Consider the following 15825-nt stretch of genomic DNA (forward strand, 5'->3'; position numbering starts at 1 on the left):
TAAGGGGTGACTGTGCCGTACGGGGCCGACGTGCCGTGCGCGTCCGACGTACCGCGTGCTGTCGACGCTACGCCAGTGAACGCACTGGACGCAGCGCCTCCGGTACGTCCGGATTCGCACCGGAGTGCGGTACGGCGTACTCCGTACGGTCTCCGGACAGCCCGTGACCGCGCCGGATGGCGGAAGCTGGGCTGTGTGACCCGTACGATCCGCCGCGCGTCGGCCCCGGTCTCAGGAGCCGCCCCCTCCGGCGCTCCGGGGGCCGTCCTGCGCGCCCGCGCCGCCGTCCCACCGTGCACGCCTCATGTCGAGGCGCGGCAGGTGCCCCTCGGCAGTGCGCGGGGCCGTGCGCAGCGGGGTGCCCTCGGCCCGGTAGTGCTCCAGGGCGCGCAGCTCGTGCCCCGGCAGCAGGCGGCCGTCGGAGCGCACCACGCGCCACCAGGGGACCGCGCCGCCGTACAGGGCCATCACCCGGCCGACCTGGCGGGGTCCTCCGCCCTCCCGTCGCCCACCGCCGCCCTCGGCGGAGAGCACTTCGTGCTCCGCCTCGCTTCGAAGCCACTCGGCCACGTCCCCGTACGTCATGACCCGGCCGGGAGGGACCTCCTCGGCGACCGCCAGGACCCGTTCCGCGTACTCGGGGAGTTCGTCGCCCGCGGGCAGCTCGTCGCTCATCCGGCCCATCCTGCACCACACCACCGACAGTCGGCCGGTGCTCGCGCCCCGCGCGGTAACCAGTGGGCCTGCGCGGGCGCGCACGCGTACGGTGCACGAGACAATCGGGGGCTCGGCACCCTGACGCCGGGCGTCACCATCCGGTCATGCCACCATCATCCGGACGGTGACCGGTGAGACGAAAGCAAGAAGAGACGACGATGAAGGAGCAGGACGTGCAGCCTCGACCGGCGGCGGGCGCTCCTGACGCCGTCCCACTCTCCGACACGGACACCGCGCGGAGCGGCGCCGTGCAGGCCGACGACGGCCCGCCACGGACGGACGGGGTCGCCGAGGGTGCGACGGTCGTCCTGGCCGAGGAGGGCCACGCGGAGCGGGTGTCGGGCGACGAGCCGCTGCTCGCCGCCCGGGTGCACCGTCCCGCCGACCTGGTGCGGCTGCTGGCGGGCCTGTTCGGCATCGTCTGTGTGATCGCCCTGGCGGCGTTCGCCCACGGCACCGCGTCGGGTCTCGAACAGGACATCATCGACGGCACGGAGAAGACCCCGGTCGTCTTCGTACGTCTTGCGGGGCTGATCTCCAGCATCGCCGTACTGATCCTCCCGGTGGGCTTCGCCATTGAGCGACTGATCAAACGGGACGGGCTGCGGATCGCCGACGGCGTACTGGCGGCCGTGCTCGCGCACGGTGTCGCCCTCGCCACCGACCTGTGGGTGTCGGGACCGGCCCCCGAGTCCATCCGCGAAGCCCTCACCCGGACCGCGAGCGACGGCCTGACCACCGACCCGGTGCACGGCTACCTCGCCCCGGTGATCGCGTACATGACGGCCGTCGGGATGGCCCGCAGGCCGCGCTGGCGGGTGGCGCTGTGGGCGGTGCTGCTGCTCAACGCGTTCGCCGTGCTGGTGGGCGGGCAGACGACGCCCCTGTCGATCATCGTCACGGTGCTCATCGGCTGGACGGTGGCGTACGCCACCCTCTACGCGGTGGGCTCCCCCAATGTGCGCCCCACCGGTCAGACGCTCCTCGCGGGGCTGCGGCACGTGGGCTTCCGCCCGGTGACCGCGATGCGCGCCGAGGAGTCCCCGGACGTCTCCGACCAGGGCGACCGGGGCAGGCGCTACATCGTCACCCTGGAGGACGGTCCGCCCCTCGACATCACGGTCGTCGACCGTGAACAGCAGGCGCACGGATTCTTCTACCGGGTGTGGCGACGGGTCACCCTGCGCGGCATCACCCAGCGCCGGTCCATCCAGTCCCTGCGACAGGCGCTGGAGCAGGAGGCACTGCTGGCGTACGCGGCCATCGCGGCCGGTGCGAACGCCCCGAAGCTGATCGCCACCTCGGAGCTCGGTCCGGATGCCGTGATGCTCGTGTACGAGCACCTGGGCGGCCGGACCCTGGATTCGCTGCCCGACGAGGAGATCACCGACGAGCTGCTGCGGGACGCGTGGCGTCAGGTGGAGGCCCTCCAGTCGCGGCGCATCGCGCACCGCAGGCTGGCCGGTGACGCGATCCTGGTGGATCGTTCCGGCACGGTGATACTGACCGATCTGCGGGGCGGCGAGATCGCCGCGGGCGACATCGTGCTGCGGATGGACGTGGCGCAGCTCCTGACCACCCTGGGCCTGCGTACGGGCGCCGAGCGGGCCGTGTCCGCCGCTGTGGACGTCCTGGGCCCGGACACGGTCGCCGACAGCCTTCCGCTGCTCCAGCCGATCGCGCTGAGCCGCTCCACGCGCGCGACGCTGCGCAAGCTGGGGCGCGAACGCTCGCAGCGGCAGCGCGAAGCCGTTCTCGCCGCGTCGCAGGCCGCCAAGGAGGCCAAGGCGCGGGAGAAGGGCGAGGAGGCGAACACGCCCGACCGCAAGGCCCTGCGCGCGGAGAAGAAGGCCGAGAAGGAAGCCATCGACGTGGCGATCGAGGACGCCAGGGAGGAGGACCTGCTGACGCAGATCCGCCACCAGGTGCTGCTGATCCGACCGCAGGCCCCGGTCGAGGCGGCCAGGCTGGAGCGCATCAAGCCGCGCACGCTCGTCACCATGCTGGCGGGCGCCTTCGCCGCGTACATCCTGATCTCGTACGTCCTCAAGAATCCGGTCACCGACGCTTTCGCCCAGATGAAGTGGGGCTGGGTGGCGGTGGCGGCGGCGTTCTCCGCGCTCAGCTACGTGGCGGCGGCGATGAGCCTGCTGGGCTTCGTGCCGGAGAAGGTGTCGTTCTGGCAGACCGTCAAGGCACAGGTGGCAGGGTCGTTCGTCAAGCTGGTGGCACCGGCGGCGATCGGTGGCGTGGCACTCAACACCCGCTTCCTGCAGCGGTCGGGGGTGCGCCCGGGACTGGCCGTGGCCAGTGTCGGTGCGGCCCAGCTGTTCGGCCTGGGCAGTCACATCGGACTGCTGATGATCTTCGGTTACGTGACGGGTACGGAGAGCACCTCCTGGGAGAATCCCTCCCGAACGGTGATCGCTGGCCTGCTGACGGCAGCGGTCCTGGCAATGATCGTGACCGCCGTGCCGTTCCTGCGGAAGTTCGTCGTCACCCGGGTCCGGTCGCTGTTCGCCGGTGTGATCCCGCGCATGCTGGACGTGCTCCAGCGGCCGAAGAAACTCGTCACCGGCATCGGCGGCATGGTCCTGCTGACGGTCGTGTTCGTGATGTGCCTGGACGCCTCGATCCGCGCCTTCGGGCAGAGTGACGGCGATCACCTCAGCTACGCCACTGTCGCGGTGGTGTTCCTGACGGCCAACGCGGTGGGTTCGGCGGTGCCGACCCCGGGCGGTGTCGGCGCGGTCGAGGGCGCTCTGATCACCGCGCTGACCGTCGCGGGGCTGCCGCCGTCCATCGCGACTCCCGCAGTGCTCCTCTACCGACTGCTGACGTTCTGGCTGCCGGTACTGCCGGGCTGGCTCTGCTTCAACTCGCTGACACGCAAGGGCGCCCTGTAGCCCTCTCGCCTTAGCACTGTCGTCACGCGCTCCCCTGTCGCCTCGAAGAAGGTGACAGGCGGCACCCGCTTGGACCCCGGCGCGCGCGGTCCGGCACCCCTCGGCGCACGATGGTGGGTATGGCTACCCCCTCCGCTCTGCGCGCTCCCGCTCTGGTCGTGTCCGCCGCCGTCCTGCTGTCCCTCGCCGGATGCTCCGACGGAGGCGACGGGAAGAAGGACGGCGACACCAAGCAGGACCTCGCCACGCAGGAGTTGACGTGGACGGAGTGCCCGGCTCCCACTCCTGCCGAGGGCGAGGGCACGAAGCCGTCGCCGCTGCCCGGCGGCACCCCGTGGAAGTGCGCCACCCTGCAGGCCCCGCGCGACTACGCCAAGCCGGACGGCGACCGCATCGAACTCGCCCTGATCCGGGCGGAGGCGGCCGACAAGGACAAGCGCATCGGCTCGCTCATCTTCAACTTCGGCGGGCCCGGCGGCTCCGGTGTGGCCACCCTGCCGAGCGCCGCCAAGGACTACGAGAAGCTCCGCACCCGGTACGACCTGGTGAGCTTCGACCCTCGCGGAGTGGGCCGCAGCGCCCCCGTGAAGTGCCAGGACGACAAGGCCCTCGACGCGTACTACGCCGAGGACGCCACCCCGGACGACGCCGCCGAGGAGAAGACGTACGCGGACGGCGTCAAGGCGTACGCGGCGGCCTGCGAGAAGAACTCGGGCAAGGAACTCCCGTACGTCGGCACCACCAACGCGGCCAAGGACCTCGACCTGATGCGCCAGGTCCTCGGCGACGAGAAGCTGCACTACTTCGGCATCTCGTACGGCACCGAGCTCGGCGGCGTCTACGCCCACCTCTACCCGCAGAAGGTCGGCCGGGCCGTCTTCGACGCGGTGGTGGACCCCACCCAGAAGACCGAGCAGAGTTCGCTGGGCCAGGCCAAGGGCTTCCAGCTCGCGCTGAACAACTTCGCCAAGGACTGCGTGGCGCGCGGCGACGACTGCAAGCTCCAGGGCAGCACGCCCAAGGAGATCGAGGACGGCATCGTCGCGCTCCTGGATCGCCTCGACAAGAAGCCGATCCCCGGGGTGGGCGGCCGTCGGCTGACGCAGAGCCAGGCCACCAACGGCATCGTCCAGACCCTGTACTCGAAGGAGTTCTGGCCCTACCTGGAGCAGGGCCTCGACGAGGCGGACGGCGGCAACGGCGCCCTGCTCCTGGTCCTCGCCGACTCCATGAACGGCCGCAACGAGAACGGCACGTACAGCAACATCGGCGCGGCCAACGCCGCCATCAACTGCGTGGACTCCAAGGAGCGTTACGACCTGGCGTACGCCAAGTCGAAGGTCCCCGAGTTCCGGGCCGCGTCGCCCGTCTTCGGCGACTTCCTCGCCTGGGGCCTGTCCGGCTGCTCGTCGTGGCCGGTGCCCGGCCAGTGGGAGACCCCGGACGTGAGCGCCCCGGGCGCGGCGCCGATCGTCGTGATCGGCAACACCGGTGACCCGGCGACGCCTTACGAGGGCGCGCGGAAGATGGCCGAGCAGCTCGGCAAGGGCGTCGGCGTCGAGCTGACGTACAAGGGCGAGGGTCACGGGGCGTACAACGGCGGCAGCGGGTGTGTGAAGACGACCGTCGACGACTACCTGCTGGAGGGGAAGGTTCCGGCGTCAGGGACGGTCTGCGAGTAGGCGGCACAAGGGATTTCCGTCACTGTCAGTGGCCGACCCTAGGATGTTGGCACTTGCTTTCGATCTCGGGGCAGGTGTCGGAGCGAGTGCGTCACGGCGCACGGCGGGGGGATCGGTCATGGCACGGCACGGAGCAGGGCGGGGCAGGGCAAGTGCCCTGGCGGTGGCGGCGGTTCTGGTCGCCGTCGCCGCCAGTGGATGCGGTACGGGTACGGAGCCGACCCGGCCGGAACCGGGCCGGTCGGGCGCTGCCGCCCCACCGGCGGGGACCGCGCGGCCACCCGCCCCCGATCCCACGTCCGCACTCCCGGCGGCCCTCACCGGCCAGAAGCTGGTCTGGAAGGCGTGCGAGGCTCCGACGAAGGCCCAGGGCAACGAGGCGCAGCGGCCGGGTGCGGAGTGGCAGTGCGCCACCGCGAAGGTCCCGCTGGACTACGGCAAACCCCGGGGCGAGACCCTCGGCATCGCCCTGGTCCGGGCCCGCACGTCGGGCGGCGACGGCAAGCGGATCGGATCACTCCTGTTCAACTTCGGTGGTCCCGGCGGGTCCGGGGTGGCGTCGCTGCCGCTGATGGGCGACCTGTTCGGGTCCCTGCGCGGGCGGTACGACCTGGTGGGCTTTGACCCACGGGGCGTGGCGGAGAGTTCCGAGGTCGTGTGCCGGGACGACAAGGAGACCGAGACCTCCCTCGCCCTGGACTCCACCCCGGACACCCCCGCCGAGGAGAAGGCGTACTTCGCGGACGCCAAGGCGTTCGGCGAGGGCTGCGCCCGGCGCTCCGGCAAGCTCATCCCGCACGTCGGCACGGAGAACGCCGCCCGCGACCTCGACGTCCTGCGCCAGGTCCTGGGCGACCGCAAGCTGCACTACTTCGGCTTCTCGTACGGCACCGAACTGGGCGGCACCTACGCCCACTTGTTCCCCAAGAACGTGGGGCGGCTGGTGATGGACGCGGTCGTCGACCCGGCGGCCGACGCCGTGGGCGGCTCCCGCAACCAGGCGCTCGGCTTCCAGCGGGCCCTGGAGAACTACTCCAAGGGCACCGGTTCGACCGCCAGGGCGGGCACCGACCGGGTGGTGCGCCTGCTGGAGCGCCTGGACCGCGAACCGCTCCCGGCGGGCGGAGGCCGCAGGCTCACCCAGAGCCTCGCCCTGACCGGCATCATCGCCCCGCTCTACAGCAAGGACGCCTGGCCCACCCTCACCCGGGCGCTGAGGGCCGCTGAGAACGGCGACGGGACGCTGCTGCTCCTGCTGGCCGACTCCTACAACGACCGTGACTCGCAGGGGCACTACAGCACGGCGCACCACTCGCAGCGCGCCATCTCCTGCGCCGACGCCTCGGGACGTCCGACCGCCGAGCAGGTCCGCACCACGCACCTGGGGGACTTCCGCAAGGTATCCCCCGCCTTCGGCCCGTTCCTGGCCTGGGACCTGGCGGGCTGGTGCGCCTCCTGGCCGGTGAAGGGCGCGCACGAGGACACGGACGTGTCGGCCCCCGGGTCCGGCCCGATCCTGGTGGTCGGCGGCACCGGAGACCCCGCGACCCCGTTCGAGGGGTCGGTACGGATGGCCGAGGAACTGGGCAAGGGCGTCGGTGTGCACGTCACGTTCAAGGGCGAGGGGCACGGGGCCTACATGACGCGCGACGCCTGCGTGGTGCGCACGGTGGACGCGTATCTGCTGGACGGGAAAATACCGGCGACGGGCACCGTCTGTTCCTAGTGCCCGCCGCCGGTGGTGCCGCTCGGGGCCCGTCGCGGGCCGCTGTCGGACGCCGTCAGTCCTGGGGGATCCTGCGCGCGGCGAACATGCTCAGGCCGCCGAGGAAGACCAGGCCGAAGCCGCCCGCGACCCACAGGGGGCCGGACTCGGTACCGGCGGACGCGAGGTGGACCGTGGGGCGGCTGCGGGGCTTGCCGTGGCCGGGCTTGCCGTGGCCGGTCGGCTTCTTGCCGTGGCCGGTGGGCTTCACGGGCTTCACGGGCTCCACCGGCCTCACGGGCTTCACCGGCTTCACCGGCTTCACGAGCTTCACCGGGGGGACGACCTTGACGACCGCCGCACCGGATGCGCTGGTGTTGTTGCCGAGGTCCGGGTCGGGGGCTCCGGAGGTGACGGTGGCCTGGTTGTCGATGTCCGAGCCGTCGCCCTGGTATCCGGGGGCCAGCGTCACCTGGAAGGTCCAGGTCAGCGAATCCCCGTTGGCCAGGGGGCCCTTGGGGCCGCAGTCGACCTCCTGCCCGACGGACCAGCAGCCGTCCGGCGAGGACGCGAAGGACAGGGCGGCGGGCAGCGGGTCGGTGACCTTGACGTCGGGGGCCGGGGCGGGGCCCCGGTTGTCGACGGTGACCCGGTAGCCGAAGGTCTGGCCCGGCTTGACCGCCTTGCCGCCCGGCGTCACGGTCTCCTTGCGGATGGCGAGGTCGGCCTGGGACTCCGCCTCGGTCTTCGCGCCGCTGGAGCAGGTCGGGCCGCAGTTGGCGTCCTGGCCCGCCGCGGTGACGGTGGCCGTGTTGTCGAGGGTCCCCGCGGTTCCGGCCGGGGCGGTGCCGGTGACGGTGAAGACGGCCTCCGCGCCCGGGGGCAGGTCGACGGCGGCGTCGATGTTCCCGGTGCCGGAGGGTGTGGCGCAGACACCACCGCCGGTGGGGGCGCAGGTCCAGGTGAAGTCCTTCAGCGCACCCGGCAGTTCGTCCTTCACCCGGGCCCCGCTGGCCGCGGCGGGACCGGAGTTGCCCACCTTCACGGTGTACGTCAGCGGCTTGCCCGGCAGGTACGGGTTGGGGGTGACGCTCTTGGCGATGGTGAGCGCGGACCGGGGCGCGGTGACCCACTGGAGGACGACCAGGCCGTCGCCGCCGTTGCCCGCCCCGCCTCCGCCGCCCTTGCCCGCGACGTACTGGTCGTCACCGCTGCGGGCCGCCGCGCCGCCGGTGCCGGGGGCCGTACTGGGCGCGCCCGCCTCGGTGGCGGCCCCGCTGACGCCCGTACCGCCGGTGAAGCCGGAGCCGCCGCCACCGGCGCCGTTGGGAGTGCCGCCGTTGCTGATCTGGCAGGCACCGCCCCCGCCGCCGAAGTACCCGCCGCCGCCCCCGCCGCCGCCTTCGCCGTCGCCCGCGATGTCCGCACCGCCCCCGCCCTGGAACTTTCTTCCCGGCCCCGGAGCGATGGTGCAGGGAACACCGCTGCCCCCGGCCGCCGCCGCGCCGCCCGCCGACTGGGTGCCGCCCCTGCCGGACGTGGTGCCGTCGCCGTCCTGGCCGCCCGACGCGCCGCCGCCGGGGCCGCCGTAGGGGCCCGGGGCGGAGCCGGGCGAGGCTCCTCCGCCGCCGCCCGCGATCAGCAGGGGCGTACCGCCGTAGGGGCCGCTCCACAGGGCGCTCATTCCGCCGCCCGCACCGCCCATGGCCATGTCGGTGGCGGTGCTGCCGCCCGCGCCGCCGCCGCCGTAGGGGGCGATCGTCGAGTTGACCTCGCCGCCGCCGCCCGCGGTGACCGTCAGCGCCGCACCGGCCGAGACGGCGAGGGTTCCCTTGGTGAAGCCGCCGCCCGCGCCCGCGAGGCTGCCCTCGGAGCGCGACGTGTCCACTCCGCCGCCGCCGGCGCCCCACATGCGTACGTCCAGGCTGGTGACACCCGCCGGGACGGTGAAGGTCTGGTCGGCGCCGGTGTGCTCGAACCGCACGCAGTTCGTGAACCCCGCAGAGGGGGTGCAGGCCGCGAGCGCGCGGGCGTGCGCGGACGCGGGCAGGACGGACGTCAGGGACAGCAACGGGGTGGCGACGAGCATCGAGGACAGCAGCAGTGCCTGCCGCCGCCGCCCGGAAAGGTGAGTCATGAAGGCGGGACCTCTCGGGGCGCGAAGGACATGAGCGGACATCCCTACTTATCGCCGTCACCTGCCACGACACCCGGCTGCCGCTCCGCCCGCTCACTCGTTCGGGGCAAGCCGAAGGGGCCGGGCAGCCCACGGCCGCCCGGCCCCTCGTCACACTCCGCAGGTCTAGTAGACCGGCTTCTCCGGCTCGATCTGGTGGACCCAGCCGATCACGCCGCCGCCGACGTGCACGGCGTCGGCGAAGCCCGCCGACTTCAGCACGGCGAGGACCTCCGCACTGCGGACACCCGTCTTGCAGTGCAGGACGATCTTCTTGTCCTGCGGCAGGTTCTCCAGGGCGGTGCCCATCAGGAACTCGCCCTTGGGGATCAGCTTCGCGCCGGGGATCGAGACGATCTCGTACTCGTTCGGCTCGCGGACGTCGATGATCTCGATCTTCTCGTCGGCGTCGATCCACTCCTTGAGCTGCTTGGGAGTGATCGTCGAACCGGCGGCGGCCTCCTGGGCCTCCTCGGACACGACGCCGCAGAAAGCCTCGTAGTCGATGAGTTCGGTGACGGTCGCGTTCGGGCCGCAGACCGCGCAGTCGGGGTCCTTGCGGACCTTCACCTGGCGGTACTGCATCTCCAGGGCGTCGTAGATCATCAGGCGGCCGACCAGCGAGTCGCCCACGCCGGTCAGGACCTTGATGGCCTCGGTGACCTGGATGGAGCCGATGGACGCGCAGAGCACGCCGAGCACGCCGCCCTCGGCGCAGCTGGGGACCATGCCCGGCGGCGGGGGCTCCGGGTACAGGCAGCGGTAGCAGGGACCGTGCTCGGACCAGAAGACCGATGCCTGGCCGTCGAAGCGGTAGATGGAGCCCCATACGTACGGCTTGTTCAGCAGCACGCACGCGTCGTTGACCAGGTAGCGCGTCGCGAAGTTGTCCGTGCCGTCGACGATCAGGTCGTACTGGGAGAAGATCTCCATCACGTTCTCGGCTTCGAGCCGCTCTTCGTGCAGGACGACGTTCACGTACGGGTTGATGCCGAGGACGGAGTCCTTCGCGGACTCCGCCTTCGAACGGCCGATGTCGGCCTGGCTGTGGATGATCTGGCGCTGCAGATTCGATTCGTCGACCTCGTCGAACTCGACGATGCCGAGCGTGCCGACTCCGGCGGCGGCCAGGTACATCAGGGCGGGAGAGCCGAGGCCGCCGGCGCCCACAGCGAGCACCTTGGCGTTCTTCAGGCGCTTCTGCCCGTCCATCCCGACGTCCGGGATGATCAGGTGGCGGGAGTACCGACGGACCTCGTCGACGGTGAGCTCGGCAGCGGGCTCGACCAGGGGTGGCAGCGACACGGGAACTCCGGTGGTCGGTCAATCAATACGGTTGTTCGTCGTGTAACACTGCCACGCCCCTTCTCATTCCGAGACACCCGGTCCGATGCGCGAGACGATTTCGTCCCAGTAACCGGGCAGGGCCTCCCAGGGGCTGCCGACCGGGTCGTCGGCCCCCGCCCGCTCGGTCCGGTCGGTGAACCAGATGGTGCCCGCGCCCTGCCAGCGGGCGATCCGCAGCGCCTCGTCCAGGTGCGTGCGGGGCACCCCGTGCACCAGGTGGCAGAAGCGGGAGGCCGGGTAGGCGGCCGTCCACTGGGCCGCCTGGGACCACCGGTAGTCGGTCCACGGCCCGGAGAAGGTCACCAACTGGTCGGCGGTCTCGGCGTATCCGGCGTACGGATGGGTGCCGTGACCGAGGACGAGACGGCCGCCTTCGAGGGCGTTCGTCCCCTCCAGCATCGAGCGCAGAGTGGCGGTCAGCCGCCGGGTTTCGGACAGTTCGTCCCGCTCTGTGGGACAGCGGTCGAGATAGAAGCCGTCGACCCGGTACCAGTCCAGGAAGCGCTGGGCGTCCGCGACCAGCTCGCCGAACGCCCGCGCCCCGTACGTCATGTCGAGGTGTCCGAGCACCCGCAGCCCCGCGTTGCGCAGCCGTCCCGAGGCTTCGAGGCAGTGCGGGTCGGGGCGCGCACCGGGCCCGTCGGCGACGTTGAGCACCGTCCAGTGCAGGGGCGCCGCCCGGCTGTCCCCGGCCGCGTGCAGCCGGGAGAAGCGCAGGAGTTCGGCCCATTCCACCGGCGCGAGGAGCGGGTGCGCGTAGCCGGGGACGCCGATCCCGAGCCGGTCCGCCCCTATGGCGGGGCGGACGGCGCCGGAGGTGCTCAGATGCGGCACGCCGCCTCCATCCAGATGTCCGCGAGCGATTCCTCCAGGTTGATCCGGGGCCGCCAGCCCAGCCGGTCGCGGGCGGTGCGCACGTCGGCCTGCTGCCAGCTGCCGCAGCCGTCGGGGTACGGGTACGGGGCCGCCCCGAGGTGCTCGGTGAGGGCGTCCGACGAACGGGGAGCCCCGATGGTCGGTACCCCTCCGTTACGGACGGCCGCGCTGGCGGCGGCGGAGCTGGAGTACCCGCTGGGGGCGTCCAGTTCGTGCAGGGCGCCGCCGTATCCGGCGACCCGGGCGAGGACGGCGGCGGCGTCGCGCAGCCGTACCGCGCGCCCGGTGCCGATGTTCACGACGCCCTGCGCGGCGGACAGGGAAGCGGCGTGCACGGCGCGCGCCACGTCCCGTACGTCGACGAAGTCGCGCTGCACGCCGAGGCCGGAGAGCTTCAGCTCGCCGTCGCCGGACTGCATGGCCCTGCGCATCGCTTCGGCGAGGCGGCCGAGCGGCGATCCGGCGGGCGTGCCGGGCCCTACCGGTGAGAACACGCGCAGCACGACGGCGTCCAGCCCCGAGCCGAGGACCAGCTCGGTGGCCGCCAGTTTGCTGACTCCGTACGGTCCTCCGGGGCGCGGTACGGCGTCCTCGGCGGTGGAGGAGCCAGGCTGGGACGGCCCGTACTCGGCGGCACAGCCGAGCTGGACGAGGCGGGCCCCGCAGCCGCTGCGGCGGAGGGCCTCGCAGACCGTGGCGACGGCGACGGTGTTGTGCCGGGTGAGGTCGCGTGCGCCGCCCCGGGTGGCTCCGGCGCAGTTGACGACGACGCCGGGGTGCACGGCGTCCAGGAACCGGGTCAGGGCTCCGGGGCTGCCGGTGGCGAGGTCGAAGCGGACGTCGGCGTCGTCGCCCCGGCCGAGGGCGGTGAGCTGGACTGCGGGGTCGGCGAGGAGCCGGTCCGCGACGAAGCGGCCGAGGTAGCCGTTGGCACCGAGCAGGAGAACCCTCATCGCGCTTCCTCCCCTCGGTGCCGACGGGCGACCACGGACTGCACGGACGGGGGGGCTTGGGGGGTCATGTGACGTTCTCCTTGTGGGTGTTGGGCAGGTACTACGGGTGTGACCGGTGTGGTGCTGCGGCTGCCTCGGCGTCGGCTCCGGGGCGGCCAGGGGGTGGCTTCGTCAGGACGTACGCGGGGGCGGCACGGGTGTGCCGGGGCGGGGTCCTGCCCGCAGCGCGGGCCGCCCGAGGGGGCTGGGGCGGCCCGCGCCGAGTGGTCAGTCGCGCCGCCCCGCATGGGCGGAGGCACGCGACAGCGCGACGGCGGCGTGGGCGAGGAGGCCGAGTGCGGCGGCTCCGCAGGCCGCGGCGGGGACGGCTCCCGTCCCCCACTCCCGGGCGACGGCCCGCACGGGTTCCGCCAGGGCCTCGCACCCCGGCAGCCGGGCGGCCAACAGCGAGGCGACGGCCACGCATTCGACGGCGCACGCCACCGTGAGCCCGGCCTTCCCCACTCCGGGCAGCCCGTGCACGGCGAGCAGTCTGGCCAGGAAGAGCAGGGACCCGACCGCGAGCGCGGACACCGCGAACGTGCCGCCGAAGCCGAGCCTGGCCGCCCCGTACAACAGGACCGTCAGCGTCACCGCGTAGAGGCCGAACACCCCGAACAGCAGCGGCCGCACCGCCGCTCCGAAGTCCTCGGTGCCACGGCTCACGCTGAGCCTGCGGCGCGCCTGGACGGTCAGCAGCCGGGCGCACCAGGCGGCGGGCGCGAGGGCGGCGGTGAGCCCGACGAGGGTGGCCGGTTCGGGTGCCCAGAGCGGGCCTTCGCCGAGCAGCCGGGTCAGTACGCCGTCGCCGAGGACCGCGTACAGCAGCAGCCAGGCGGTGCGCGTCCACGGCAGGTATCCGTCGGCGCGCAGCGGTCCGCGCCGCAGGCACAGGACGACGGCGGCGAGCGTGGCCAGTGCCCCGGCGGTGGCCGCCACGATCCGGGCCCCGCCGCTCAGGTCGGCGGTCCCGAGCAGGGTGAGGGCGCACAGGGCTCCCGGCATGAGTGCGTACGCCGCCCAGGCGGTCGGCAGGGAAGCGTCGCGCGCCGGTGGTCCGGGGGCGTGCGCCGGGGCTGCGTCCTCGTCGGCGCGCGGCACGCGCGCGTAGAGCTCCTCGGCGAGCGAGAAGACGTCCCGGTGCCGGAAGCGGGCGGCGGTGCGGTCGGTGACGCCGTGCGCTTCGAGTCCGGCGGCGATCTCCAGGGGGTCGACGGCCCGCTCGCACAGTTCGCGGTGGCGGTGCATGAGCACCCTGACGGGGTCGACGGGGCCGCTGCGGGAAACACCCTTCCGCGCACCTGCGGTGGTGCTCGCACGAGCACCTGCGGTGGTGCTCGCCCGCACATCGACGGGGACATCCGAACGCGCACCGGCGGGGACGCTCGAACGCGCACCGGCAGAGATGCTCGGACGCCCGCTTGGGGGAACCCCGGGTGCCACCGGCTGCACGGGCACCGATGCCGCCGCGGACAGCATCGCGGACACGTCCGTGCCGTGGGCCGGGGTCTCCGCCATGCCCTTCGGGTCTGCCGTCTGCGTGGTCATGAGCCTGCCTCCCGTACGGGTCCTGTGGTGTCGGTCAGGTGGTCCGCGAACAGCGGATCGGGTTCGGCCAGGACGGCCACCGCGGCGAGCGGCTCCCCGTGCCGGTCCGGTGCCCGCCCGACGGCGAGGGGCGCGCAGCTCCCCAGGTCGAGAGGCCCCCCGCTCCCGCCCGCCCACGTCCCCGGCACGTACGCCTCCGCCGGGAACTCGAACGGCAGCGGATCCGCGTCCTGTGTCTCCCTGCGCACCGGGCAGTGCGAAACCAGCTCCAGGTAAATGCCGCGAAATGCCGCGAGATTCTGCTCGACGGTGAAGAGTTCGAGCGCCCGCGCACGCCCGGCGGCGCCCAGGCGCGCCCTTCGCTCCGGGTCGCGCAGCAGTGCCAGGCAGGCGTCCGCGAGGGCGCGGGGGTTGCGCGGAGGCACCACCAGGCCCGTACCGCCGATGACTTCGACCACCGCGCCGACGTCCGTGGAGACGGTCGCCCGCCCGCAGAACATCGCCTCGACGAGGCCGATCGGGAATCCCTCGACGACGCTGGAGAGCACGACCACGGAGCCCGCCGCGTACGCGTCCGCCAGCTCCGCCACCCCCGGCCCGCCGAGCTCCTCGAAGGTGACCGGGCACTCCCCCACCGCGAAGGCGTCGGCCGCCTCGTCGGGGAAGAGCTGGGCGGCCAGCGCCCGACAGTGCGCGAGGTAGCCCCGGCCCGTCCTGTCGTCGTCCCCGACCGGCGCGGCGACGATCCGCAGCCGGGTGTCCGGCTCGGCCCTGTGGACGGCCGCGAAGGCGTGCAGCAGTGCCACCAGGTCCTTGGCGGGGTCGACCCGGCCCACCCAGACCAGCGTGCCGTCCCCGGCCTCCTGCGGCCCACCGCGGGAAGCGGCCTCCCCGACCGCCGCGAACCGCCCCGCCTCCATCCCCGGGTACACCGTGCGCAGCTTGGCCCGGTCCGCGCCACAGCGCTCCTGCCAGCGCCTGGCGTGCGTGTTGCCCGGGGTGATCACGGCGGCCTGGGCGTACACCTCGGCCGCCAGCAGTCCCTGGAAGGCAGCGAGCAGCGTCCGTACGGAGGCACTCAACTCGGCCTCCTGCGCGGCCAGGTAGTGCGCCCGCAGCTGCACTCCGTACTCGGTGACCAGCAGGGGCACTCCGAAGAAGCGCTTGGCCAGCAGCCCCGGCAGCGCGGCCGTCCCGCCCGAGGCCGCGTGGCACAGGTCGACGGCGCCGAGCCCGCCCTCCCCGGTGTCGTACCAGTCGAGCGACAGCGGTCGCAGGGCACGCTCCAGGAAGTCCGCGAAGGCCAGGTAGTCGGGCACCTTCGCGATCTGCACGACCCGGGGTGCGCCCGGCGCACGACAGGCGCGCTCCAGCGCACGCACCGCGCGTTCGGAACGCAGCGCGGTGTGCAACCCGCCTTTCTCACGGGCGAGTTCGGCCAGTCCGTACAGCCCTGTGGAGAAACGCTCCGCCGCCGAAGGGCCCTCGCCGGAAGGCCCCCCGCCGACGGCCTCCCCCACACAGACGGCCGAGACGAGCTCCCCGAAGTGCTCGTCGAAGCGGCGTCGTTCACGCCGCCCGTAGGCGCGTGCGCCGAGCCGTCCGTGCGAGGTCCTGAAGTCGGCCTCCGGGGCCCACAGAGGGGCGGTCCGCACCCGCTGCACCTGCGGCGGCAGCTCCAGCCATCCCTGCTCCTCCTGGTCCGCGCTGCGGCTCAGGGCGTAGAGGTCGAATTCGTGCCGCGCGAGCCCGCGCACAAGCCGGTCGCACCAGAACCTGGATTCACCCGTCGCATACGGGTAACCACCTTCCGTAAGCAGTCCGATCCGCACGTGTACACCCCCGATCTCCCTTGTGGGCAGCCGCCGTTGATCCG

At 72.8% G+C, this 15825-nt stretch carries 10 protein-coding genes; 3 read left to right on the plus strand and 7 right to left on the minus strand.

Features of this window, described 5'->3' with window-relative positions; all coding sequences use genetic code 11:
* Positions 1-231 precede the first annotated feature (231 nt).
* Positions 232-675, minus strand: a complete 444-nt coding sequence (locus tag OG897_RS23305) for an MGMT family protein (RefSeq protein ID WP_323188090.1) — start codon at positions 673-675, stop codon at positions 232-234.
* A gap of 200 nt (positions 676-875) precedes the next feature.
* Between OG897_RS23305 and OG897_RS23310 the strand changes: the two genes are divergently transcribed.
* From OG897_RS23310 to OG897_RS23320, 3 genes are all read left to right on the plus strand, one after another.
* A complete protein-coding gene (locus tag OG897_RS23310) occupies positions 876-3623 on the plus strand; it encodes a lysylphosphatidylglycerol synthase transmembrane domain-containing protein (protein ID WP_266659134.1) in 2748 nt (915 codons plus the stop codon).
* A 119-nt stretch (positions 3624-3742) separates the two neighbouring features.
* Positions 3743-5305: an alpha/beta hydrolase gene (locus tag OG897_RS23315; RefSeq protein WP_266659135.1), complete on the plus strand. Its 1563-nt coding sequence runs from the start codon at positions 3743-3745 to the stop codon at positions 5303-5305.
* Positions 5306-5423: 118 nt separating this feature from the next.
* The gene (locus OG897_RS23320) at positions 5424-7031 is read left to right on the plus strand and encodes an alpha/beta hydrolase (protein WP_266659136.1); all 1608 of its coding nucleotides are present in this window, start codon (positions 5424-5426) and stop codon (positions 7029-7031) included.
* A gap of 55 nt (positions 7032-7086) precedes the next feature.
* Here the strand turns inward: OG897_RS23320 and OG897_RS23325 are convergent, their stop codons facing one another.
* The 6 genes from OG897_RS23325 to OG897_RS23350 form a co-directional block, all read right to left on the minus strand.
* Positions 7087-9147 (minus strand): DUF11 domain-containing protein, encoded by a 2061-nt coding sequence (locus OG897_RS23325; protein ID WP_266659137.1) that lies wholly within the window; start codon positions 9145-9147, stop codon positions 7087-7089.
* A 165-nt stretch (positions 9148-9312) separates the two neighbouring features.
* On the minus strand, positions 9313-10491 hold the full coding sequence (gene moeZ / locus OG897_RS23330) for an adenylyltransferase/sulfurtransferase MoeZ (protein WP_266659138.1): 1179 nt from the start codon (positions 10489-10491) through the stop codon (positions 9313-9315).
* A 63-nt stretch (positions 10492-10554) separates the two neighbouring features.
* Positions 10555-11367 (minus strand): spherulation-specific family 4 protein, encoded by an 813-nt coding sequence (locus tag OG897_RS23335; protein WP_266659139.1) that lies wholly within the window; start codon positions 11365-11367, stop codon positions 10555-10557.
* Complete coding sequence (locus OG897_RS23340; RefSeq protein ID WP_266659140.1) at positions 11355-12362, minus strand: NAD-dependent epimerase/dehydratase family protein; 1008 nt, start codon at positions 12360-12362, stop codon at positions 11355-11357. Before OG897_RS23340 ends, OG897_RS23335 begins: the two co-directional genes overlap by 13 nt.
* Positions 12363-12629: 267 nt before the next feature.
* On the minus strand, positions 12630-13949 hold the full coding sequence (locus OG897_RS23345) for a hypothetical protein (RefSeq protein ID WP_266659141.1): 1320 nt from the start codon (positions 13947-13949) through the stop codon (positions 12630-12632).
* Positions 13946-15781 (minus strand): DUF3492 domain-containing protein, encoded by a 1836-nt coding sequence (locus OG897_RS23350; RefSeq protein WP_266659142.1) that lies wholly within the window; start codon positions 15779-15781, stop codon positions 13946-13948. Before OG897_RS23350 ends, OG897_RS23345 begins: the two co-directional genes overlap by 4 nt.
* Positions 15782-15825: the final 44 nt, after the last annotated feature.

Origin of the sequence: Streptomyces sp. NBC_00237, assembly GCF_026342435.1 — a bacterium.
Classification (GTDB): domain Bacteria; phylum Actinomycetota; class Actinomycetes; order Streptomycetales; family Streptomycetaceae; genus Streptomyces.

Coding starts and splice junctions, on each gene's coding strand:
- OG897_RS23305 (WP_323188090.1), bottom strand. CDS start 675: ATGAGCGACGAGCTGCCCGCGGGCGACGAACTCCCCGAGTACGCGGAA.
- OG897_RS23310 (WP_266659134.1), top strand. CDS start 876: ATGAAGGAGCAGGACGTGCAGCCTCGACCGGCGGCGGGCGCTCCTGAC.
- OG897_RS23315 (WP_266659135.1), top strand. CDS start 3,743: ATGGCTACCCCCTCCGCTCTGCGCGCTCCCGCTCTGGTCGTGTCCGCC.
- OG897_RS23320 (WP_266659136.1), top strand. CDS start 5,424: ATGGCACGGCACGGAGCAGGGCGGGGCAGGGCAAGTGCCCTGGCGGTG.
- OG897_RS23325 (WP_266659137.1), bottom strand. CDS start 9,147: ATGACTCACCTTTCCGGGCGGCGGCGGCAGGCACTGCTGCTGTCCTCG.
- OG897_RS23340 (WP_266659140.1), bottom strand. CDS start 12,362: ATGAGGGTTCTCCTGCTCGGTGCCAACGGCTACCTCGGCCGCTTCGTC.
- OG897_RS23345 (WP_266659141.1), bottom strand. CDS start 13,949: ATGACCACGCAGACGGCAGACCCGAAGGGCATGGCGGAGACCCCGGCC.